The following is a 20,774-nucleotide window of genomic DNA, read 5'->3' as shown; positions in this document are numbered from 1 at the left end:
ATTACGAGATTTCCATCTGGATCAATATAGCAGTTTTCTTAAGCCAATATAATGAAACCCACCGCATTGCGATGGGTTCTTTTATTATCTGCTCACGGAAGGTTATAAAGCTAGTATTACTGCTTTTTGAATATAAAACCAACACTTCTATTTTCAACTTTTTTATAATAATACAAATCGTTGTCTTGGGTTATCTTTAAAGTATCAATATTTGGTATATGATACAAAGATTCATCAGGATAAAATGTCCTTCCATCATAAAGCTTTCTTATGTTTGTTCTATATTTTTCACTCAGAAAATCGCAATCACTATTATTAAAATAAGGTAAGTTAAACTCTTCTTTTTGAGGATTCAAAATTATTATCTTATTCTTAGAAATACGGTATCTCTTTTTAAATACTATATTTTTGAACTGATCTGCCATATTCGTACAATTAAAAACATTTTTAATAATGAGATTATTCTCATCCAATATTTGAATAGACAATTTTCTATTACTATGTTCATAAATATATTCATTGCCGATTATCATTAAAGATTGGCTTTTGCAGGAAATGAACAAAGTAAATATAATTAAGGTTATTTTATTGTGCATAATAGCTTGTATTAGTTGCTGGAGGATAAATTAAAGATTGATTCAACCCAGGATTATCAACTAAACTTTGAAGAAAACTATTGTTAATATCATTAAGCTCAGTGACGGTTTGTACTTGATTTATTTTCAACAAATTACTAGGATTTGAAAAATCTAAATAAGGTTTATATAATATTTGACCAACTGCTGATAATTGTGCTTTGTAAGCATCCACTTCTTTACTTGCTCCAAAACTTCCAGATGTTAAATTTCCTGAAGTATCAGTATCATACTCTCCTCTGGCAATTTGTCCTCCATGTCTACCTTCATGCACTTTCTTATCATAATCATCAAAATAAATAGTTACTTCTGCACTGCCTGTTCTCATCGTTTGTGGTAGTCCACCGTTCAATGAAGCATCTTTGAATACATAATCATTATTTTTATCATTGATCATATCGGTTATATCATTCACAGACTTGTTAACTTCATTAATCATCGAATTAATAGTACCTATTTCTTTTTTCTGAGCTTTACTTAAGGTGTATGTCTTCTATATATTTCCGCCAATGGATCGATCACACCCCATCTTTCAATATCGGACATATAAAATCTCGCACCATAATCGTACATTCCTGTCTCCTGCACTCCTTACCGTTGTACTTATACTGATACGCATTCTGAGTTGTATCAGTGTTTCTAATTATAAAGGTGGAGGCTGAGGAAGCTTTTCATTCAATAATTCTTTTGAAAAATCATACTCTGATATCTCTTTATAATTTTTCAACTTATATAAATTAATTATTTTAAAAAATATCTGGTTTTGAGTGCTTGTCAAATCACTTTCAATAAACTTAGATTTATACACTTTTGAGGAAACCTTGTAAAACAATTGGTAATATGTGGCATCATTAACTTTAATATAAGTGGGCTCTATATTATTTTTAAAAGTGCTAATAATCTCTTTTTTAAATTTTTCGAAGTTAACAGGTTTAGTGTTTTTATAATACTTGTACTTTTCTGTTTTTCTTCCGTCGATTATTATTTCTTTACATAAGTACAAGTCATTATTAGAAGTGATTTTTATTCCAATCCTAGGCTCAGATGGATTCATACTACGTCCTTCAGTTATTTCAATAAATTCTATTTCTTTTTTACATCCACACAGTATTGTGCAGATAAATAAAAAAATTAAACTATTTTTTAGTATCATATTCCTCCTTTCCATCTCTTTTTACTTTTATTAATGATCCTTCAAATTCCCACATCTGTGTTTTTATTTGAGTATTCCCAAGTTTAAGCTTTAATTGCTCATTTACTTGTTTTAAAATATTATAAACCTTGTTAACATTTGTGCTTTCTGGGTTTTTAATGTATTCTCTAGAAATATAATAATGATCAGCATTTTGCGAACCTAAAACCCTATCGTACTGTCTATATTCTTTGGGTAAAGTTGAGTTGTTAGAATATCCATCATCTAAAAAGTCTTCAGCATCATCTTCAGCATAAAAAAAAGATTCGTGAGCAATATGTCCAACTGTATTAAACATATTACTTCCTGATGAACCAAATGGTTTTCTAGATAAACTAACAACAATATTTCTTTCCCCTCTTCTGTCTGTTGTTCTTTGCATTAAAGTATGACTCCCTGTTTCTGAGTTATTCCTCACATTGTATACTAAATTGACACCCTCTTTATGGTATTCTCCATCGTTTTTGGCTTCAAATTATTTGGTCATAGTGGAGCTTTGGGTTATTTTATCAGGTAAATTTAAATAATTATAGTCAATGGAAGAAATATCTTTATCTATTATTCATGAGCATATAGGTGCGTATTTTTAGATAAAACCTTTTGTAAACCTGTTTAAATAATTTATACATATAACAGTATCTTTCCACAGGTGTTCATTATCTTTGGTTAAGGTTTTCCAGGATACTTTAGCAATATTTCCGAAATCATTATTCGTATCGACAGGCCTGAGCTCGGGAAAGCAGAATTCATCAGGCAAAAAGAGTTTTTGTTTTAAGATTCTGTAAATTTTGTCTAAACTTTTGAGGACAGTCTAATTACGAAGGTTTTTTTATCTGCCACACGATGCAATTATGCGGGAGTGTTGGGATCACATCACCACTTTTTCTGCAAGAATGACACTTGTAAAAGTTCCTTTCCAAATTGACCTGTAAGCTTGCTGTCTTGTCTTCGTGATAAAAACAATGTAGAAGATAAAACTTTAATTGAACAGGTAAGGCTAATAAACAGCTTGGAAGAAAAAGACAAAAATGTAATCTTCGCTATGCTCAAAACGATGATTACCAAACAAAAATTTAAAGACTTCTTTAATAAAAATGTTGCTGCACTATAAAACAAACCCCACCGCAATGCGGTGGGGTTTGTGTTTTTATACAGATAGAAAATTTGTACTAACGTGTAGAAGTTTTTTTATACAATATATTTTCATCTGAATTCACTTCTATAATCGTTTCACTATTTTGTTTATAAACAGGAAAAGAAGTGATCATCAAAAATTTCTCAGCATCCTTATTTGATAAAGGTTCTTCTAACTCATTATCTTCATTGTTATAAAATCTTAACAAGGTAATTCTATCACCTTCCATAGTCCACTGATCTTCTCCTTGATACATTAGCTTAAGATCTTTATTGTAAATTTTATGTATATAAATATCATTTTTGAGGATGAGTGTATCAATTATATTTTCTCCTTTAAAAGAATAACTTCCTAATAAACTTTTTTTTGCTGCACAGCTCATCATAATTATTGAGCCTAATATAGAAAACATTATTATTTTTCTCATTTCATTTTATTTTTATCTACCCAAAATAAATACGTTTGTCTAGTAGTACTTTGGGGAGCACCGACACCATTTGTTCTAGGAATATTTCTTGATTCAGCCTTATTAAATGGATTAAGAGAGTAAGATGATACAGACTTAGAGTCAAAAGCCATTACAACGACCTTATTTCCAACAGGATAAAAGCTAAAATTGGTTTTGCCCATAAATTGACCTTGCATATTGCTACCTTCTGCAGCAAAGCCAATAAGTCCAAACATACCAGAAAAAGAAGTCTTTTCATTCATAGATGTATCTCTAAAATAATCTACTGCAGTTTCATACATATCAGTTTCCATAAGTTGTTTTACAGCAGTATTTTCTTTTCCCACAAGCAAACTGTTTTCAGGACCACCACCACTTAAAAATTCATCATATAAATTTGCCCAATTAGTACTGTTCATTCTTCGAGTATAACCTTTCAAGTTCTTTGATGAAGCCATCCATTGATCATCACCAGTTGCTCTATCAACAATTCTTGTTTTTCCATTAAATTGCGCCCCACCTCCTACATAGTGATAAAAATCAATCTCATTGCCACCTAAATCACTAATTTGTCTAGTTTTTCCTGTTTTCAAATCTACTTCATATTCATTTGGAGGTTTTTGAGAGCTCATAAGGCTTTGTAGTGATCTAAATGCAGATTGAGCATCAGCTCCGGTATAAGTCGTTCCTGAGGATGTTTCTTCAATACCTCTTCCATCCGGATCGATAAATCTTATAGGATTGTTCACAGCATAATTATAAGTAGAATGTCTTCTATATTGTTCCGCCAGCGGATCTACCACACCCCATCTTCCCAGATCCGGCATATACATCCTCGCACCATAGTCATACATCCCCGTCTCCTGCAGTTCCTTGCCATTGTACTTATACAGATAAATAACCTCGCAAATTGCGAGGTTATTTTGTTATATCTTTTTTAATCTCTTTTGATTATTCTTTTATAAACTATTCTCATCAGCAACATAACTTCTATGATAGTTAATAATAAAAAGGACATAAACCAAACATTTTGTATCATTGCTGACAATGAATTATTTTGGATTTTAGCCAGACTAAAAATGTAATTTAATCTATAAAAGTAACTATCCATCTCATCATTGTAGTTTACAGTAAGAATAGTATATAAAAACTGTAAAACAGCAGTGTAAATCAATAATTTATTTCCAGAAGTAAAAAAAGATAGGATAAAATTTAATATTATAATTGTAATTACAATTATATCTAATAATTTGGTTCCATCATCGTGGAAAATATTATCAGTTAACAGTATTAAGATTAATGAGATAAAACTTAATACATAGAAAAGAAGATTTTTTTAGTTTTCATTTTTTGGAGATAACATATGTAATTTATTTCTTAAATAGTCGACTATTTTCATCCCTCCATCTTCGGGACAATTTCTTGGATCAGTAGCTTTCTCTTTATGACCTCCTAAATATTGGATACCATATTTACCATTTAAATAAGAAACAAGATCCGTTACAGATTGTCTCATTTCTGTGCTTGCACCTCCATTGCCTCCAAATCCTTCTATTATACTACTAACAAGTCCTAAACCTTTATTTTCTGTATCAAGATCAGACATCAAAACAATACCGATATTCCCAGTATTTCCACCTTTTACGTGCGAACCTTTTATGTTTATAGGTCTACCTTCGTAAATATTACCCTTACTATCTATAGCAAAATGATATGGAATATCTGCATAACCAGCATCTTGTTCTTTCTCTTGCAATTCTTTTATAATCATATAGTTATCTCCATTTCCAGAATGATGCAATGTTATAGTGTTATAATATTTTGACAAGTCAGTAGGTATCGATACTGATTGGTCATATGTTGTGCCAAAAAAAGTCTTTGCTTTAATCGTAGCAGTAATATATTCATATGAGCGTCCACCTCCTAAAATAGGAGATTTTGCTCCCCATTCTTTTCTAGAAATAATTTTGGGACCAGGACCGCCTCCTAATTGATTTCGCAATGCTAAAAATGCTGATTGTGCATCTGCTCCAGTATACATTGTACCTGAAGCCGATTCTACGACATCCATTCCATCAGGATCGGTAAAATAAATCGGATTATTCAGAGCGTAAGTGTAAGTTGAAAATCTTCTAGATTTCTCCGCAAGCGGATCCACAGCCCCCCCATCTACCAATATCCGCCATATACATTCTTGCCCCATAATCATACATCCCAGTCTCCTGCAACTCCTTGCCATTGTACTTATACTGATACGCATTTTGTGTAGTCCTTGTATAATTATGCAGTAAGCCAAAAGGATAATAATTATTAACATCTACTATTTCTCCCGGTCTCCAATCATCTATGCAAAACAAGCCTGTACAGTTGGATGCATTATATCTTCGGGGCTGGATGATTCCGTCTCCATTGGTATCGGTATAGCTTAATCTTATATTTCCCAAATGATCTGTATAATTATAGACATACCTGTTCAACAGGGCATCGTAATATCCTTCAGAGGTCGGAATAATTCTCAGCTTTAAAACGGGGATTTCATTAGGATTCGGAAAGGTTCCTTCTCCGTTCCAGGATTCCATCGAAAATGTAGACTTGTACTGGAATCCATCCAGATAATCCGCTTCAATCTTATCTCCAAAGAACTTCTTTACTTTTATACCGTCTGCCCGATATATATATTTGGTCATAGTGGAACTTTGGGTTATTTTATCAGGTAAATTTAAATAATTATAGTCAATGGAAGAAATATCTTTATCCATTATTCATGAGCATATAGGTGCGTATTTTTAGATAAAACCTTTTGTAAACCTGTTTAAAGAATTTATACATATAACAGTATCTTTCCACAGGTGTTCATTATCTTTGGTTAATGTTTTCCAGGATACTTTAGCAATATTTCCGAAATCATTATTCGTATCGACAGGCCTGAGCTCGGGAAAGCAGAATTCATCAGGCAAAAAGAGTTTTTGTTTTAAGATTCTGTAAATTTTGTCTAAACTTTTGAGGACAGTCTAATTACGAAGGTTTTTTTATCTGCCACACGATGCAATTATGCGGGAGTGTTGGGATCACATCACCACTTTTTCTGCAAGAATGACACTTGTAAAAGTTCCTTTCCGAATTGACCTGTAAGCTTGCTGTATTGTCTTCGTGATAAAAACAATGTAGAAGATAAAACTTTAATTGAACAGGTAAGGCTAATAAACAGCTTGGAAGAAAAAGACAAAAATGTAATCTTCGCTATGCTCAAAACGATGATTACCAAACAAAAATTTAAAGACTTCTTTAATAAAAATGTGGCTGTGCTATAAAACAATAAACCCTCGCTTTGCGAGGGTTTTATTTTACTTTACTATTTCTCCATTGAGTTTAAATTTTATAGAAAAAGTATTTTCTCGAATACTAATAACTTTTTTTATATCCTCCTCTGTTCCTAATTTCTTTAATACATTTTCTCCCTTTTCTGCAAATGAAAAATATTCGTCAGTATAAAAATAAAGAGGAACTAAATTTTTCTCTACAAAAACAGATCTATTACTATTCTCTACCCAAAAATTCTCTGGAGAATTAGAAAGATTATTTAAATATAAAACATAAGTATCTGCATTTTCTTTATCCAAGACTACATAAACTTTATTATTTGAGCCTCTTTTTTGAACTTCTTTGCTAAGAATTTCAACAACAGAGGTAGGCAGAAAATATATTATATCCGAAGTTTTCTTTTGTGAATAACAACTACACAAACAAAAATTTAACAATAAGATTAATAAGCTTTTTTCATTACGGAGTTTTTTGTTTATCAACAAAGTTATTTAGTGATTCTTGACCAATATTATTAGTCTGTGTACCATTTGGCATAACTCTATGTATAGAATTTCCACTTGGCTGAACACCAGTATAAGAGTCTACCGCGTACACTGGAATATTAAATCCTGTAGAAGAACTTGAAGTGCTTACGTCTAATGACGATGTTCCAGGTATATTTGTGAGAGTAGGATTTTGTGAAGTATTATGTGTATGTACCTGAGCTGTTGGAAGTAATTTAGTTCCTCCAAATGTTTGTTTCACAATATTTCCCGATGCATCTCCTCGCTGATCCATTGTTATTGTCGTTTTTCCATCAATCCCATCTGGACCTCTCGAAGAAGTCACTTGCGCTGTCGGAACATCTCCTCTGGTAACTTCAATACCAACATACACCTGTCTTTCTTTGGTTTGATCGGCAATAGTTTCATTATTGGCATTGTTAATATCAGAATTTATCTGAGTATTATTGACTGTAACAACCGAACTACTTGCTTGTAAAGCCGTTGTTGCCGTTATGGATAAAGAACCTCCGTTCTCAGACGTTATATTATTCCAGTCACTTTTGTATATAACTCGGACGTTTTTAGTTGCAGCACTATCACTTCCCAAATATTTACCTGTTGAAGCATCAATATAATCATCTGGTGGCGTAGCAAACATTCCATCATAATCAACAAACATAATTGGGTTATCCCAAGCATAGTTATAAGGGCTGAATCTTCTCATCTTTTCGGTAAGAGGATCAATAGACAACCACCTTGCAACATCCGGCATATAAAACCTTGCGCCATAATCATACATTCCCGTCTCTTGCAACTCTTTACCATTATACTTATAATTCTACAAGCATTCCATTGTAGGAAAATATTCTGAAAATGTGACACTCCATTTATTATCAAATCCTCCGTTAATAATAATATAATCAATTCCTTTTTTTAAATCAAACTCCATGCTTTCTTTTTCTTAGATGTAATTTTTATCTTTCCCTCACTTTTAATAATTCTAATTTGTCTATATCCGCAGGTATAGTTTTCAAAATTATAGCTTTTACCATTTATAGTAATAACATCGTCAATAAAAGCAGCGTTATTAAAAAATAATAAGACTTCGTAATCTTTTTTAAGAAATTCTTTTGGAATATTCTCCAAATAAGATTTATATGCAGCGCTATCTGTTGCTGTTGCTTTCGTTTTATCCTGATAATAAAAATCAATATTATTTTGTGCGGAGCAACTATTGTTGGTCAGTAAAACCATTATTAAAAAAAATACTATTTTCATTATTTTTTATTTTGAGGTAGTCTAAATGAGTTAGCTTTAACAGTTTCTTCCATTTTCTGTATCTGATTTTTATTAAATTCTGTACCTAACCCTTTCATTGAAGAAGTTGGGTTTTCATATGAATTCATCCTATTATTAATATTAGCAGGTGTATTTTCAACTCCTGAGTTTGGCTCCCAGATGTGTTCTGCACCAAAGGTATGACCAATCTCGTGTGTAATTGTATCCGTATTTCCATTCTTTGCATTCACAGTTGCAGTAATAGGATTTCCAAGTGGGGCGTCTCCGAGAACCGTTCCTGAAGTAGTAGTACCGTCATCATTTACTACTGTTACAGATCGTCCTGAAAAAGTCATATCAATGTTATAAGTAGCATTACTATCTTGAATAATTGTAAGATCGAATCCTTCTTTTTTAAAGTTATTTTCTACGGTTGAAAGTTTTTGTTGAACTTGTTCATTGGTAAAAGAGCCTTGTACAACATTTGTTCTTAATTCAACTTTTGCCGGGGTATTCAAATTAAATCCAGATATATCATTAGATACAGGGGTATTCCTTGTAGATTTATTAATTAGCTCAGCTTCTAGCCCTTCTAATTCTCTCGCATCAATAACTCTATTTTCAGAAAATGCATAAGTACTGTTATGAGTGTATTTTTCAGCTAAAGGATCAATATTAAAGAACCTTCCCACATCCGGCATGTAATTTCTCCACTTAAACGAATAAAAACCAGTCTCTTGGAGCTCTTGCCCTTGGTATTTATACTGATAAGCAGGGTTCCCCGCCAACACATTCACCCCCTCATGTTTTAACCCAAAAGGATAATAATTGTTTTCTTCAATGATCTCAACTCCTGACCCTTTATTCATGTAACTTAATCGTACATTTCCTAAATGATCAGTATCGTTGTAAATATACTTATTTTCAAATAACGAAGTGGACAAACTGGTGGACGTTCACGGTGCTGTCATCGCTAAATATGAGCGTGAGGAAGTAAAACCGTCTATTGAGATGGCGACACAACTGGCGGAAGTTTTGGAGATTTCTTTAGATTATCTTGTAGGTTCTACAGATGTTCTTTTGGAAAAAAATATCGTCTCCAAAATCCTTGACATCCAAAAACTAAAAGAGAACGACAAATAGACAACACGTTTTCGCTCTCCTTGATGCTTTTCTCAAACAAACTAAACTGCAAAGCATTATGTAAAACAAAAGCCAACTCAATTGAGTTGGCTTTTGTTTACTTATTTGTTTGTTTTCTTTCTTTGTCCTTATAGCGTGTAAGGATTAAAACTCCCTCATAATTACTTCGCTTTGTCCCCTGCAAAATAATAGTATCCTTACTATAATAAAGTATTTTACTGGTGTTCTTATGATAAGAACCACTTACCGGATTTCTCTCAGAATCTATACTAACAACCGAATCGTTTATAATAAACCATTTTTCAGGATTGTACATATCACTCCTTGGGATTGTATCTAAATTCTTAGTAGTGTAATTATTGATATATTGGATTTGTCGTCCATCTTTGAAAAACTCTTTTACTCTATAAGGGTAAAATGAATGATCTTCGTCAATACTATAACAATACCATTTTTTACTGTTATCACCCGCAAAAGCTGACTGTATTTTATCTTGTTTACTTTCTTTACATGAAAAAACAATAAAAACTAAAAAAAGTAAACTAATCTTGGGGTTGTTTAATATCTTCATAGGGTACTGGTTTATAATATGTGTCTCCTACCTGAGGTGTTATTGTAGGTAAAGTACTTCCACCTGAATATAAGTTTATATGTACACCTCCTGTATTTTTTTCATTGTATGTATCAATCATGTTCATAAGATTAGTTCCATACTTGGATTCTTTATCTACCGCATTAAGAACACGTAATCCAAAAGCTGTGGATTGCCCTGCCCGATAACTTTCTGTTGTCTTTCCAAAATCTGGATTCATAGCTTCATTTAAGTAAACTTTTGCATGTAATTCAAAAGTATAATCTCCCTTGAAATTTTCATTTTTATGCCCAGACTTTCCTCCTTCATGGTTTAATGTAGACCGGATGTTATAGGCATTATCATAATCGCCTCCTTTTAAAGCTGTAGTATTAAAGAAAATATTTCCTCGTCCATTTGTGTGAGCATCTCCCTTAGAGTATGTTCCTACACCTACATAGCCTCCAATTCCTTTTTCTCCTGCATAATGTGCTAAAACTTTTGAAACTGCCGTTATAGTTCCTTTTTTATTGTAATCCAATTGAGATAAACTTGCAGCTCCTGTATTACCATTTAATTGAGATAATTTTGTAGCAGAACTATTAGTATGTACAACGACATTATTGGTTTTCTTATTATCAGTTCCAATATAACGTCCAAATTTATTAAAATGATCATCAACAGGAGCTCTACCATCGGGATCAATAAATCTGATAGGATTATTAAAAGCATAATTATAAGGACTATGACGACGCATTTTTTCTGCTAAAGGATCAGTTACTCCCCATCTTCCAATATCCGGCATATACATTCTCGCTCCATAATCATACATTCCATTCTCCTGAAGCTCCTTCCCATTGTACTTATACTGATAAGCAGGGTTCCCCGCCAACACATTCACCCCCTCATGTTTCAACCCAAAAGGATAATAATTGTTTTCTTCAATGATCTCAACTCCTGATCCGTTATTCATGTAACTTAATCGTACATTTCCTAAATGATCAGTATCGTTGTAAATATACTTATTTTCAAATAACGAAGTGGGACAAACTGGTGGACGTTCACGGTACTGCCATTGCTAGATATGAGCGTGAGAAAGTAAAAACCATCTATGGAGGAGGCTACACAACTGGCATTGAAAGTGTCTTTGGATTATCTTGTAGGGTCTACGATATTCTATTGGAAAAAGTATTGTTTTTAATATTGGATATACAAAAACTAAAAGAGAATGATAGATGGCATGTCTTCGCTCTCCTTGATGCTTTTCTAAAAACAAACGAAGTTGCAAAGCATTTTATAAATACAAAAGCCACTCGTTTTAGAGTGGCTTTTGCTTTTTTTATCCATAAAATTATTATTTCTTTTCTAAATAATATAACATTACTCCTACTATAATAGCTATAGGTATCAAAAGAAGTCCTGCTAAATTATTCTTTATTCCTTCTTGTGTCGTGTCAGAATTATAAGATTCTGCCATTTTTTTTGAATTACATTTATATATAAAAATCCATCTAATAAATGTTCCAACTAAACCAAACAATAAATCTATCATTTTTTATCTTTTTTAGGACCTAATTGATATATTCCTTTTTTTACAGCAGTTTTAGCAGCTGTATTTACTCCCAATTGCCAACCGCATTTCCTACAGCACCAAACTTAGTAAATGGATTAAAACCAAAGGCTACACCTGCAGTCATCGCCTCGACACCCGGTTTAGCAAATGCTTCGAATTGCTCTGCTTCAGTCATCGGATCACCATCTTTGTAGGTTACATGTTGAAGATTGCCATTCTTAAATTTAAGAACATTTACATCCATTTCTACATGTAGACCATAAATCTTTTCCTTTTCAATAGCCTGTTGTGGAAAAGCAACAAAACTACCATAAAGAATATGTCCGATAACTGAAACACCTTCCATTGGTGGGGAAATTAAATTATCCGCAACAAAATTCCAACCTTTTCTAGCTGTAGATGGCTCATGTGTCATTACAACTTCTTCAATCTCATGCATTTTCCCATCTTCAACAACTTTTCCTCCTCCTTCTTTAGAGTCATCATATATGTACCCATCTGCAGCATAATTCATATTCCCCATCGTGTTATTTGCAAAAGCATATTTGGCTCCTTCAATATTATTGTCCTTGAAAAATTGAGAGGCATTGTCCCTGTTTAAATCCTTATTATAAAGATATTGTCCATCACCAGTATAATACCAATCTCTTCCGTCCGGATCAATTCTCATAATCGGGTTATTTCCAACATAATTGTATGGTGAATGATCTAAATACGATTCCTGGTGAGGATCTTGTACACCCCATCTTGCTACATCCGGCATATAAAATCTTGCGCCATAATCATACATCCCCCGTCTCTTGAAGCTCCTTTCCATTGTACTTATAACTATAATACCCTCCAAAATTAGAAGTACTAAGCATTCCTTCAATATGGTTTAATCCAAATGGATAGTAGTTGTTTGCATCGGTTATTTCAAGAGCGCCTTCGCTGTTTTTTGCAAAGCTTACTCTGGCATTGCCAAGGTGATCTCTGTACTGGTAAATATAGTGGTTTTTATAAGAGAAAATAATAAAACCACCGCAAGAGCAGTGGTTTTGTTTTATTTGTGGACACGAGCGAGACGCTCGCGCCAGCGGGGGCAACTTTAAACATAATATTGCATCATTAAAACTCATTTGTTTTAATAATATGAGCATGCATATAATTATCAGATAATAAAAAATCCGTATACCAAATATTTGTCATTCCATCAATTAAAGAAGGCATTTCTTTTACTGCTAATTCTTGCAATAATTTTTTATTATTGTCATTAAGCTCTTCAATTATAGATATATCTAATTCACGAGTCCACACAATTAGAGCATCTTTAATTCCTTTAGCCATTACTTGGCTTATATATGTTCCTCCTTGGTAATACATGATTACAGTATATAGGTTTTTATCTAGTCCCTTTTGCATTTCTACTATGATTTTCTCCTGTTTCGTCTGCTTTTCTTTTCCAGTGTTCTGCTTGCTTCTTTAATTTTTCAACCATTTTTGATTCTTCTTTTGATTTATTAGGTTTTGTTCTTAATTTTTCATATTCAGCTTTCGCTTCTTGATATTTTTCCCCAGCACTCTGCTTAGCTTTAAGATTTTTATGTTGTCCATTCTTTCCACCACCTTTTCTGTTCTCATTCCCAGAAATAGAATCATTAGGAACATCAACCCCATTTACATCTTTATCTTCATCACTACTTTCGGCATTCATACTTCCGTAACCTATACCAGGATCTGCAATTGTTGTATGCCATTGCAAAGGAGGTTTTGTAGCCTGATCTACAATATAAGCAAGCCCTACGGCTGCAAGGATAAACAACCCGACACCACTTTCTGAGGTGCTCAATCCAAGGGCGGCAGCGGCAGCATACCCGCTATTATTGCTGTCTTTGGATTTCCCCAGTAAATTAACCTGAGTGATTATGGAACTCCCATTGTTAAAGTCTTTCCAGACGCTGTTTTTGCATCCCAGTAAAACTCTCCATCTGAATCTTTCCAAAATTCTCCATCTTTCCTACCATCCCGATCAGGATAAGCCAATTCTCCCTGCATTCCTGTAGGATCCCAAAAACTTATCGGATTATTCCAAACGTAGCTGTAAGCTTCATGAGTGTATTGGCTTCTTGGATCTACCACACCCCATCTTCCCAGATCCGGCATATAAAATCGTGCGCCAAAATCATACATTCCTGTCTCCTGCAACTCCTTACCGTTGTACTTATACTGATACGCATTTTGTGTAGTCCTTGTATAATTATGCAGTAAGCCAAAGGGATAATAATTATTTTCTTCAATAATCTCCACTCTTGATCCGTTATTCATGTAACTCAGTAATACATTTCCTAGATAATCAGTATAATTGTAAATATAATTATTTTCACATAATCAAAGATGGCGCAGGACGAAGTGGGCAAACTCGTAGGTGTCCACGGTGCTGTCATCGGTAGATATGAGCGTGAGGAAGTAAAGCCATCTATTGAGATGGCCACACAGTTAGCAGAAGCCTTGGAAGTATCTCTGGATTACCTCGTAGGGTCTACGGATATTCTACTTGATAAAAATATTGTTTCTAAAATATTATATATACAAAAACTAAAAGAGAATGATAGACAGCATATCTTCGCTCTTCTGGATGCGTTTCTTAAACAAACTAAATTGCAAAGCATTATGTAAAATAAAAGCCAACTCAATTGAGTTGGCTTTCTTGTTATTTTTGCTTTATCCATTCTTCCCCCTTCCACATTAAAGTATTTCTATCTTTTACATAGATATAACTGTGATAATAGGGTTCAAAATCGTAAAAACATTGATTAAAGTTAGGAAGACTAATTGTAAAATAGTTGTATTTATCTGTATCTAAATTATAGTCTTGTAAAATATTATACCTTAATCTATTCTTGAAAAAGACATCTCCTTTAGCACTAAACACTAAGTCAAGGATTATTTGATTTTTTACTCCAATCAAAGAATAATCCTTTTTTGACAATTTTATTCTATTACTTGCACTCCTGATTCTTTTAGAAGTCTTATAGTTAAATAAAAGGTCAAATTCTGGAGTTGCAACTTCTTCAAAATCTTTCGGAAGTATTACATCAATATATATACTATCCTGAGAAAGTTTTGACTCCTGTTTTAAATCGTATTTAAACCCTTCTTGTTTTGAATAGTAATTTTCACTTGTTAAATCTATAACATCAGAGCTTACTTTATTCCACTGTCCTTTGGATGCGTATTCACAAAAATCTGTAGCAAGATGCCCAAAAGAATCGGGATTATACAAAATATACAACCCTTTTGAATCTAATTCTAATTTTTGTCCAGAACCTTTTATTTTATAAACGCCTGAATAATCATTTATAGCCTGACTATGAAAATAACCACAAAAACAGAATTGGAATAATATTATTATATAGTTCTTCATATTATTTATCTTTAACATCTAGAGCCTTATAGACTTGAGTTCCATCACTTGTCTTAATATCCATCAAGTTCTCCTCATTAATATCATTTACAGACTTTACAGGAACAGGATAACTATTCGTGTCATAAGAATATCCTGTTTTATAGGCTTCTACTTCTACGGCTCTTCCTTCGCTAAAACTTTTTGCACTTGTTTTTAATTGCCCTTTACTATTAAATTTCATTCCTCCCGCTTCATAACTTTGGCCGACGTGCCTTATTTCGTGTAAGTGTAATGCGCTTCCAGTTCCTTCTATGTTTATTCTTTCTTTACCATCCTTTCCTGTTGTCTTCACAACACCGTGGGTTCCATTATCTTGGCTAGGACCTGTTAGGTAAAAAGTTTCTTTAGCATCTGCAATCGTTTTGATGTCTGTCAGCGATTGATTCATACTACCAAGCATAGTATTATTATCAGCAAGTTGAGTATTAAGCTTAGTTAATTGTTTATCACTTAAACCTCCTTTATCAATCTTCGCCTGAATTTTAGCATTGCTTTTATTTAAATCAGCAATTCTATTATTAACATTCTTAGTTAACCTTTGTTCATCTTTCGGGTCTCCCCAGGTTCTTCCATCCGGGTCGATAAATCTCATAGGATTATCTCCGGCATAAACATATGGTGTCCATCTTCTCGTTTTCTCCGCTAGTGGGTCAACAACACCCCAACGTCCAATATCCGGCATATAAAATCTTGCCCCATAATCATACATTCCTGTCTCCTGCAACTCCTTACCATTGTACTTATACTGATACGCATTTTGTGTAGTCCTTGTATAATTATGCAGTAAGCCAAACGGATAATGATTATTAACATCTACTATTTCTCCCGGTCTCCAATCATCTATGCAAAACAAGCCTGTACAGTTGGATGCATTATATCTTCGGGGCTGGATGATTCCGTCTCCATTGGTATCGGTATAGCTTAATCTTATATTTCCCAAATGATCTGTATAATTATAGACATACCTGTTCAACAGGGCATCGTAATATCCTTCAGAGGTCGGAATAATTCTCAGCTTTAAAACGGGGATTTCATTAGGATTCGGATGAAAGGTTCCTTCTCCGTTCCAGGATTCCATCGAAAATGTAGACTTGTACTGGAATCCATCCAGATAATCCGCTTCAATCTTGTCTCCAAAGAACTTCTTTACTTTTATACCATCTGCCCGACATATATATTTGGTCATAGTGGAACTTTGGGTTATTTTATTAGGTAAATTTAAATAATTATATTCAATGGAAGAAATATCTTTGCTTCAGAATCTTCTTAACCTAAAGGAATTCACCAAAAAAATATCTGGATGCCTCCCATGGCTTTACCGTTGCGGTATGGCCACCATTTCAATTCAGAAATCATTAGAGATAGAAAATCGTACCGGCTGGGGTAGCTTTGAAACAGAACCCGGATAAGTTGAAATAGTTACACAACTAGCAGAAGCTTTGGAAATTTCGTTGGATTATCCTGTAGGGTTTATAGATGTTCTTTTTGGAAAAAAATATTGTTTCTAAAATTCTGGATATCCAAAAAATTGAAAAAGAGCGACAGATAGCATGTCTTCGCTCTCCTTGATGCATTCCTCAAACAAACTAAGCTGCAAAGCATTTTAGAAATAACAAAGCCACTCGAACGAGTGGCTTGATTGTTTTATTTGTCTTTTTCTTTATATCGTGTAAGGATTAAAACACCTCCATAATTATTGCGCTTTGTACCTTGTAATATAATGGTGTCTTTGTTGTAATAAAGTATCTTTCGATTATCTTTGTGATAATATCCACTTTTAGGATTTCTTACAGAGCCAATACTAACAACGGAATCATTGATAATAAACCATTTTTCAGGATTATACATATCATCCTTGGGTATAGTATCTAAATTTTTAGTAGTAGAGTTATTGATATATTGGATTTGTCGTCCATCTTTGAAAAACTCCTTTACCCGAAAAGGATAAAATCCTTGAGAACAATGTATACTGTCTATACTATAGGCATACCATTTTTTGCTTGTTTCTCCCGAAAAAACAGACTGTATTTTATCTTGTTTATTTTCTTTACATGAAAATAAAAAAGAAAGTTAAAAGAAAATAACTAATCTTTGGGATACTTAATGTCTTCATATGATTTTGTTGGATAAGTATTATTTCCTACTTGAACAGTAAGTGTTGTACTGGCTGGTAAATTGTTTCCTCCGCTATATGGTGTAATGGTTACACTTCCTGTATTTCCGCTATTATATTCATTGATCATGTTCATATGATTAGTACCATAGCTGGATTCTTTTTGGACTGCATTAAGAACATGCCGCCCAAAGCTTCCAGCCTGTCCGGCTCTATACTTCTCTGTAGTCTTACCAAAATCAGGATTTCTAGCTTCGTTTAAATAAACTTTAGAATGATCTACAAAAGTATAATCATCAGGGTTAATATTTTCATTTTTATGTCCTAATGAACCTCCTTCATGGTTCAGAGTAGATCTAATATTATAAGCATTATCATAAGTGCCTTTGCTTAAAAATTTGATATTAAAGAAAATGTTACCACTAGGATTGGTATGAGCAGCTCCTCTTGATCCCGAATATATTCCTATATATCCTGATATCCCTTTTTCACTTCCATAGTGGGCAAGGACATTTGATACAGCTCTAGTTGTTCCTTTACTGCTATAATCTAATTGAGATAAACTCGCTGCACCTGTATTGCCTTTTAATTGAGATAATTTTGTTGCAGAACTATTAGTGTGCACAATAACATTATTTGTTTTTTTATTATCTGTGCCAATATAACGACCAAACTTATTAAAGTGATCATCAACAGGAGCCATTCCATCCGGATCAATAAATCTTATCGGATTATTAAATGCATAATTATATGGACTCCATCTTCTCATCTTCTCTGCCAGCGGATCGATCACACCCCATCTACCAATATCTGGCATATAGAATCTTGCCCCATAGTCATACATCCCCGTCTCCTGCAGTTCCTTGCCGTTGTACTTATACAGATAAATAACCTCGCAAATTGCGAGGTTATTTTGTTATATCTTTTTTAATCTCTTTTGATTATTCTTTTATAAACTATTCTCATCAGCAACATAACTTCTATGATAGTTAATAATAAAAAGGACATAAACCAAACATTTTGTATCATTGCTGACAATGAATTATTTTGGATTTTAGCCAGACTAAAAATGTAATTTAATCTATAAAAGTAACTATCCATCTCATCATTGTAGTTTACAGTAAGAATAGTATATAAAAACTGTAAAACAGCAGTGTAAATCAATAATTTATTTCCAGAAGTAAAAAAAGATAGGATAAAATTTAATATTATAATTGTAATTACAATTATATCTAATAATTTGGTTCCATCATCGTGGAAAATATTATCAGTTAACAGTATTAAGATTAATGAGATAAAACTTAATACATAGAAAAGAAGATTTTTTTTAGTTTTCATTTTTTTTTGGAGATAACATATGTAATTTATTTCTTAAATAGTCGACTATTTTCATCCCTCCATCTCCGGGACAATTTCTTGGATCAGTAGCTTTCTCTTTATGACCTCCTAAATATTGGATACCATATTTACCATTTAAATAAGAAACAAGATCCGTTACAGATTGTCTCATTTCTGTGCTTGCACCTCCATTGCCTCCAAATCCTTCTATTATACTACTAACAAGTCCTAAACCTTTATTTTCTGTATCAAGATCAGACATCAAAACAATACCGATATTCCCAGTATTTCCACCTTTTACGTGCGAACCTTTTATGTTTATAGGTCTACCTTCGTAAATATTACCCTTACTATCTATAGCAAAATGATATGGAATATCTGCATAACCAGCATCTTGTTCTTTCTCTTGCAATTCTTTTATAATCATATAGTTATCTCCATTTCCAGAATGATGCAATGTTATAGTGTTATAATATTTTGACAAGTCAGTAGGTATCGATACTGATTGGTCATATGTTGTGCCAAAAAAAGTCTTTGCTTTAATCGTAGCAGTAATATATTCATATGAGCGTCCACCTCCTAAAATAGGAGATTTTGCTCCCCATTCTTTTCTAGAAATAATTTTGGGACCAGGACCGCCTCCTAATTGATTTCGCAATGCTAAAAATGCTGATTGTGCATCTGCTCCAGTATACATTGTACCTGAAGCCGATTCTACGACATCCATTCCATCAGGATCGGTAAAATAAATCGGATTATTCAGAGCGTAAGTGTAAGTTGAAAATCTTCTAGATTTCTCCGCAAGCGGATCCACAGCCCCCCATCTACCAATATCCGCCATATACATTCTGGCTCCATAATCATACATCCCTGTCTCCTGCAACTCCTTGCCGTTGTACTTGTACTGATACGCATTTTGTGTAGTCCTTGTATAATTATGCAGTAAGCCAAACGGATAATAATTATTTACATCTACTATTTCTCCCGGTCTCCAATCATCTATGCAAAACAAGCCTGTACAGTTGGATGCATTATATCTTCGGGGCTGGATGATTCCGTCTCCATTGGTATCGGTATAGCTTAATCTTATATTTCCCAAATGATCTGTATAATTATAGACATACCTGTTAAACAGGGCATCGTAATATCCTTCAGAGGTCGGAATAATTCTCAGCTTTAAAACGGGGATTTCATTAGGATTCGGATGAAAGGTTCCTTCTCCGTTCCAGGATTCCATCGAAAATGTAGACTTGTACTGGAATCCATCCAGATAATCCGCTTCAATCTTGTCTCCAAAGAACTTCTTTACTTTTATACCATCTGCCCGATATATATATTTGGTCATAGTGGAACTTTGGGTTATTTTATTAGGTAAATTTAAATAATTATAGTCAATGGAAGAAATATCTTTGCTTCAGAATCTTCTTAACCTAAAGGAATTCCAAAAAAAATATCCATTGGTTAACACATATCCATAACAATTGGTGACGTCTTTAGAATGTTCATTCGCAAAGTTAGTTCGGTTTACAGGCATAAATCCATATTCTTGATCCCACTGTCCAATAGTTTGCTTAACATTTAACGTAGCATTACCTTTAACAGATTTTAAAGTTCCTACTCTTGCTCTTACATCCGTTCTATAATGCTCAACACTATCTTCATAATTCCAATCATTTATAAATCTACCCCATTTAACACCTCCCCAAGAACCCTTTGGACCTGGCCCACTGCTCATTTGATTTATTAAAGCAAGAAATGCTGATTGAGCTTCTGCCTCTGTATAAGTAGTACCTGAAGCCGTTTCAATCACTTTTCTTCCATCAGGATCTATAAATTTAATCGGATTATTCAAAACATAAGTATAGGGTGACCATCTTCTTGATACTTCAGCCAGCGGATCTATAATGCTCCATCTTCCTAAATCCGGCATATAAAATCTTGCACCGTAGTCGTACATTCCCGTCTCCTGCAGCTCCTTACCGTTGTACTTATATTGATACGCATTTTGTGTCGTCCTAGTATAATTATGCAGTAAGCCAAAGGGATAATAATTATTTTCTTCAATAATCTCCACTCTTGATCCGTTATTCATGT

The 20,774-nt window shown here is 33.4% G+C and carries 28 protein-coding genes and 4 pseudogenes; 4 read left to right on the top strand and 28 right to left on the bottom strand.

The genetic code is table 11. The annotated features are described in order from the left end of the window. Positions 1 to 116 precede the first annotated feature (116 nt). From MUW56_RS17665 to MUW56_RS17605, 15 genes and pseudogenes are all read right to left on the bottom strand, one after another. Entirely contained in the window at positions 117 to 425 is a 309-nt protein-coding gene (locus MUW56_RS17665) for a hypothetical protein (RefSeq protein ID WP_292014417.1), read from the bottom strand. A gap of 160 nt (positions 426 to 585) precedes the next feature. Continuing rightward, positions 586 to 1,074, bottom strand: coding sequence for a hypothetical protein (locus tag MUW56_RS17660; RefSeq protein WP_292014416.1), 489 nt, complete (start codon positions 1,072 to 1,074; stop codon positions 586 to 588). 204 nt (positions 1,075 to 1,278) lie between these two features. Next, positions 1,279 to 1,803 (bottom strand): hypothetical protein, encoded by a 525-nt coding sequence (locus tag MUW56_RS17655; RefSeq protein WP_292014415.1) that lies wholly within the window; start codon positions 1,801 to 1,803, stop codon positions 1,279 to 1,281. Beyond that, on the bottom strand, positions 1,772 to 2,209 hold the full coding sequence (locus MUW56_RS17650) for a hypothetical protein (RefSeq protein ID WP_292014414.1): 438 nt from the start codon (positions 2,207 to 2,209) through the stop codon (positions 1,772 to 1,774). The genes MUW56_RS17655 and MUW56_RS17650 overlap by 32 nt, the downstream gene beginning before the upstream one ends. A gap of 433 nt (positions 2,210 to 2,642) precedes the next feature. After that, a pseudogene (locus MUW56_RS22880) lies at positions 2,643 to 2,792 on the bottom strand (CHC2 zinc finger domain-containing protein); the annotation flags it as partial. Between the two features lie 204 nt (positions 2,793 to 2,996). Beyond that, entirely contained in the window at positions 2,997 to 3,389 is a 393-nt protein-coding gene (locus MUW56_RS17645; protein WP_292014413.1) for a hypothetical protein, read from the bottom strand. Further along, entirely contained in the window at positions 3,386 to 4,303 is a 918-nt protein-coding gene (locus MUW56_RS17640) for an RHS repeat-associated core domain-containing protein (protein WP_292015436.1), read from the bottom strand. Before MUW56_RS17640 ends, MUW56_RS17645 begins: the two co-directional genes overlap by 4 nt. Positions 4,304 to 4,746: 443 nt before the next feature. Further along, complete coding sequence (locus MUW56_RS17635) at positions 4,747 to 5,568, bottom strand: N-acetylmuramoyl-L-alanine amidase (protein WP_367118537.1); 822 nt, start codon at positions 5,566 to 5,568, stop codon at positions 4,747 to 4,749. Then, on the bottom strand, positions 5,543 to 6,097 hold the full coding sequence (locus tag MUW56_RS17630) for a hypothetical protein (RefSeq protein ID WP_367118536.1): 555 nt from the start codon (positions 6,095 to 6,097) through the stop codon (positions 5,543 to 5,545). Before MUW56_RS17630 ends, MUW56_RS17635 begins: the two co-directional genes overlap by 26 nt. Positions 6,098 to 6,425: 328 nt before the next feature. Then, a pseudogene (locus MUW56_RS22875) lies at positions 6,426 to 6,575 on the bottom strand (CHC2 zinc finger domain-containing protein); the annotation flags it as partial. Between the two features lie 179 nt (positions 6,576 to 6,754). Continuing rightward, positions 6,755 to 7,213 (bottom strand): hypothetical protein, encoded by a 459-nt coding sequence (locus MUW56_RS17625; protein WP_292014412.1) that lies wholly within the window; start codon positions 7,211 to 7,213, stop codon positions 6,755 to 6,757. Then, positions 7,191 to 8,045, bottom strand: a pseudogene (locus tag MUW56_RS17620) (RHS repeat-associated core domain-containing protein); the annotation flags it as partial. The gene MUW56_RS17625 and the pseudogene MUW56_RS17620, both read right to left, overlap by 23 nt. A 107-nt stretch (positions 8,046 to 8,152) precedes the next feature. Then, entirely contained in the window at positions 8,153 to 8,497 is a 345-nt protein-coding gene (locus tag MUW56_RS17615; RefSeq protein WP_292014411.1) for a hypothetical protein, read from the bottom strand. Continuing rightward, a complete protein-coding gene (locus tag MUW56_RS17610) occupies positions 8,497 to 9,015 on the bottom strand; it encodes a reprolysin-like metallopeptidase (protein ID WP_292015434.1) in 519 nt (172 codons plus the stop codon). Before MUW56_RS17610 ends, MUW56_RS17615 begins: the two co-directional genes overlap by 1 nt. A 66-nt stretch (positions 9,016 to 9,081) precedes the next feature. Next, positions 9,082 to 9,429: pseudogene (locus tag MUW56_RS17605) on the bottom strand (RHS repeat domain-containing protein); the annotation flags it as partial. Between the two features lie 4 nt (positions 9,430 to 9,433). On the opposite strand from MUW56_RS17605, the gene MUW56_RS17600 reads away from it, so the two are divergent. Beyond that, complete coding sequence (locus MUW56_RS17600) at positions 9,434 to 9,640, top strand: helix-turn-helix transcriptional regulator (RefSeq protein ID WP_292014410.1); 207 nt, start codon at positions 9,434 to 9,436, stop codon at positions 9,638 to 9,640. Positions 9,641 to 9,737: 97 nt separating this feature from the next. Here the strand turns inward: MUW56_RS17600 and MUW56_RS17595 are convergent, their stop codons facing one another. Both MUW56_RS17595 and MUW56_RS17590 read right to left on the bottom strand, forming a co-directional pair. After that, a complete protein-coding gene (locus MUW56_RS17595; protein WP_292014409.1) occupies positions 9,738 to 10,211 on the bottom strand; it encodes a hypothetical protein in 474 nt (157 codons plus the stop codon). Further along, on the bottom strand, positions 10,183 to 11,184 hold the full coding sequence (locus MUW56_RS17590; RefSeq protein ID WP_367118535.1) for an RHS repeat-associated core domain-containing protein: 1,002 nt from the start codon (positions 11,182 to 11,184) through the stop codon (positions 10,183 to 10,185). Before MUW56_RS17590 ends, MUW56_RS17595 begins: the two co-directional genes overlap by 29 nt. Before the next feature lie 80 nt (positions 11,185 to 11,264). On the opposite strand from MUW56_RS17590, the gene MUW56_RS17580 reads away from it, so the two are divergent. Beyond that, entirely contained in the window at positions 11,265 to 11,606 is a 342-nt protein-coding gene (locus MUW56_RS17580) for a hypothetical protein (protein ID WP_292014408.1), read from the top strand. A gap of 221 nt (positions 11,607 to 11,827) precedes the next feature. On the opposite strand, the gene MUW56_RS22870 is transcribed toward MUW56_RS17580, so the two are convergent. The 5 genes from MUW56_RS22870 to MUW56_RS17560 form a co-directional block, all read right to left on the bottom strand. Then, complete coding sequence (locus MUW56_RS22870) at positions 11,828 to 12,574, bottom strand: RHS repeat-associated core domain-containing protein (protein ID WP_367118534.1); 747 nt, start codon at positions 12,572 to 12,574, stop codon at positions 11,828 to 11,830. Continuing rightward, the gene (locus MUW56_RS22865; RefSeq protein ID WP_367118533.1) at positions 12,567 to 12,902 is read right to left on the bottom strand and encodes a hypothetical protein; all 336 of its coding nucleotides are present in this window, start codon (positions 12,900 to 12,902) and stop codon (positions 12,567 to 12,569) included. The genes MUW56_RS22870 and MUW56_RS22865 overlap by 8 nt, the downstream gene beginning before the upstream one ends. Further along, on the bottom strand, positions 12,892 to 13,185 hold the full coding sequence (locus MUW56_RS17570) for a hypothetical protein (protein WP_292014407.1): 294 nt from the start codon (positions 13,183 to 13,185) through the stop codon (positions 12,892 to 12,894). The genes MUW56_RS22865 and MUW56_RS17570 overlap by 11 nt, the downstream gene beginning before the upstream one ends. Continuing rightward, complete coding sequence (locus tag MUW56_RS17565) at positions 13,166 to 13,612, bottom strand: hypothetical protein (protein ID WP_292014406.1); 447 nt, start codon at positions 13,610 to 13,612, stop codon at positions 13,166 to 13,168. The genes MUW56_RS17570 and MUW56_RS17565 overlap by 20 nt, the downstream gene beginning before the upstream one ends. A gap of 74 nt (positions 13,613 to 13,686) precedes the next feature. Continuing rightward, positions 13,687 to 14,088, bottom strand: a complete 402-nt coding sequence (locus MUW56_RS17560) for an RHS repeat-associated core domain-containing protein (RefSeq protein ID WP_292014405.1) — start codon at positions 14,086 to 14,088, stop codon at positions 13,687 to 13,689. A 69-nt stretch (positions 14,089 to 14,157) separates the two neighbouring features. Between MUW56_RS17560 and MUW56_RS17555 the strand changes: the two genes are divergently transcribed. Next, positions 14,158 to 14,439 (top strand): helix-turn-helix transcriptional regulator, encoded by a 282-nt coding sequence (locus MUW56_RS17555; protein WP_292014404.1) that lies wholly within the window; start codon positions 14,158 to 14,160, stop codon positions 14,437 to 14,439. Between the two features lie 34 nt (positions 14,440 to 14,473). Here MUW56_RS17555 and MUW56_RS17550 read toward each other — a convergent pair whose 3' ends face one another. Further along, the gene (locus MUW56_RS17550) at positions 14,474 to 15,187 is read right to left on the bottom strand and encodes a hypothetical protein (RefSeq protein ID WP_292014403.1); all 714 of its coding nucleotides are present in this window, start codon (positions 15,185 to 15,187) and stop codon (positions 14,474 to 14,476) included. A 1-nt stretch (position 15,188) separates the two neighbouring features. Beyond that, positions 15,189 to 16,415, bottom strand: coding sequence for an RHS repeat domain-containing protein (locus tag MUW56_RS22860; RefSeq protein WP_367118532.1), 1,227 nt, complete (start codon positions 16,413 to 16,415; stop codon positions 15,189 to 15,191). Between the two features lie 49 nt (positions 16,416 to 16,464). Here MUW56_RS22860 and MUW56_RS17540 point away from each other — a divergent pair, with 49 nt between their 5' ends. After that, the gene (locus MUW56_RS17540) at positions 16,465 to 16,638 is read left to right on the top strand and encodes a hypothetical protein (RefSeq protein WP_292014402.1); all 174 of its coding nucleotides are present in this window, start codon (positions 16,465 to 16,467) and stop codon (positions 16,636 to 16,638) included. Between the two features lie 675 nt (positions 16,639 to 17,313). On the opposite strand, the gene MUW56_RS17535 is transcribed toward MUW56_RS17540, so the two are convergent. The 4 genes from MUW56_RS17535 to MUW56_RS17515 form a co-directional block, all read right to left on the bottom strand. Further along, on the bottom strand, positions 17,314 to 18,225 hold the full coding sequence (locus MUW56_RS17535) for an RHS repeat-associated core domain-containing protein (RefSeq protein ID WP_292015432.1): 912 nt from the start codon (positions 18,223 to 18,225) through the stop codon (positions 17,314 to 17,316). 44 nt (positions 18,226 to 18,269) lie between these two features. Next, positions 18,270 to 18,680 carry a hypothetical protein gene (locus MUW56_RS17530; RefSeq protein WP_292014401.1) on the bottom strand — a complete coding sequence of 137 codons (411 nt, stop codon included), beginning with the start codon at positions 18,678 to 18,680 and terminating at the stop codon, positions 18,270 to 18,272. Further along, the gene (locus MUW56_RS22855; RefSeq protein ID WP_367118531.1) at positions 18,670 to 20,025 is read right to left on the bottom strand and encodes an RHS repeat-associated core domain-containing protein; all 1,356 of its coding nucleotides are present in this window, start codon (positions 20,023 to 20,025) and stop codon (positions 18,670 to 18,672) included. Before MUW56_RS22855 ends, MUW56_RS17530 begins: the two co-directional genes overlap by 11 nt. 69 nt (positions 20,026 to 20,094) lie before the next feature. Continuing rightward, complete coding sequence (locus MUW56_RS17515; protein ID WP_292014400.1) at positions 20,095 to 20,772, bottom strand: RHS repeat-associated core domain-containing protein; 678 nt, start codon at positions 20,770 to 20,772, stop codon at positions 20,095 to 20,097. Between the last annotated feature and the right edge of the window lie 2 nt (positions 20,773 to 20,774).

This window comes from Chryseobacterium sp., from assembly GCF_022869225.1.
Classification (GTDB): domain Bacteria; phylum Bacteroidota; class Bacteroidia; order Flavobacteriales; family Weeksellaceae; genus Chryseobacterium.
The sequence above is the reverse complement of the archived record's forward strand: the minus strand, read 5'-3'. Positions and strand labels throughout refer to the sequence as shown.

Excerpts from the sequence above, each read along its gene's own strand:
- MUW56_RS17665 (WP_292014417.1), bottom strand. The coding sequence starts at position 425 with ATGGCAGATCAGTTCAAAAATATAGTATTTAAAAAGAGATACCGTATT.
- MUW56_RS17660 (WP_292014416.1), bottom strand. The coding sequence starts at position 1,074 with ATGATTAATGAAGTTAACAAGTCTGTGAATGATATAACCGATATGATC.
- MUW56_RS17655 (WP_292014415.1), bottom strand. The coding sequence starts at position 1,803 with ATGGAAAGGAGGAATATGATACTAAAAAATAGTTTAATTTTTTTATTT.
- MUW56_RS17650 (WP_292014414.1), bottom strand. The coding sequence starts at position 2,209 with ATGCAAAGAACAACAGACAGAAGAGGGGAAAGAAATATTGTTGTTAGT.
- MUW56_RS17645 (WP_292014413.1), bottom strand. The coding sequence starts at position 3,389 with ATGAGAAAAATAATAATGTTTTCTATATTAGGCTCAATAATTATGATG.
- MUW56_RS17630 (WP_367118536.1), bottom strand. The coding sequence starts at position 6,097 with ATGACCAAATATATATATCGGGCAGACGGTATAAAAGTAAAGAAGTTC.
- MUW56_RS17615 (WP_292014411.1), bottom strand. The coding sequence starts at position 8,497 with ATGAAAATAGTATTTTTTTTAATAATGGTTTTACTGACCAACAATAGT.
- MUW56_RS17595 (WP_292014409.1), bottom strand. The coding sequence starts at position 10,211 with ATGAAGATATTAAACAACCCCAAGATTAGTTTACTTTTTTTAGTTTTT.
- MUW56_RS17590 (WP_367118535.1), bottom strand. The coding sequence starts at position 11,184 with ATGAATAACGGATCAGGAGTTGAGATCATTGAAGAAAACAATTATTAT.
- MUW56_RS22870 (WP_367118534.1), bottom strand. The coding sequence starts at position 12,574 with ATGTATGATTATGGCGCAAGATTTTATATGCCGGATGTAGCAAGATGG.
- MUW56_RS22865 (WP_367118533.1), bottom strand. The coding sequence starts at position 12,902 with ATGAGTTTTAATGATGCAATATTATGTTTAAAGTTGCCCCCGCTGGCG.
- MUW56_RS17570 (WP_292014407.1), bottom strand. The coding sequence starts at position 13,185 with ATGCAAAAGGGACTAGATAAAAACCTATATACTGTAATCATGTATTAC.
- MUW56_RS17560 (WP_292014405.1), bottom strand. The coding sequence starts at position 14,088 with ATGAATAACGGATCAAGAGTGGAGATTATTGAAGAAAATAATTATTAT.
- MUW56_RS17555 (WP_292014404.1), top strand. The coding sequence starts at position 14,158 with ATGGCGCAGGACGAAGTGGGCAAACTCGTAGGTGTCCACGGTGCTGTC.
- MUW56_RS17550 (WP_292014403.1), bottom strand. The coding sequence starts at position 15,187 with ATGAAGAACTATATAATAATATTATTCCAATTCTGTTTTTGTGGTTAT.
- MUW56_RS22860 (WP_367118532.1), bottom strand. The coding sequence starts at position 16,415 with ATGACCAAATATATATGTCGGGCAGATGGTATAAAAGTAAAGAAGTTC.
- MUW56_RS17540 (WP_292014402.1), top strand. The coding sequence starts at position 16,465 with ATGGAAGAAATATCTTTGCTTCAGAATCTTCTTAACCTAAAGGAATTC.
- MUW56_RS17530 (WP_292014401.1), bottom strand. The coding sequence starts at position 18,680 with ATGAAAACTAAAAAAAATCTTCTTTTCTATGTATTAAGTTTTATCTCA.
- MUW56_RS22855 (WP_367118531.1), bottom strand. The coding sequence starts at position 20,025 with ATGACCAAATATATATATCGGGCAGATGGTATAAAAGTAAAGAAGTTC.
- MUW56_RS17515 (WP_292014400.1), bottom strand. The coding sequence starts at position 20,772 with ATGAATAACGGATCAAGAGTGGAGATTATTGAAGAAAATAATTATTAT.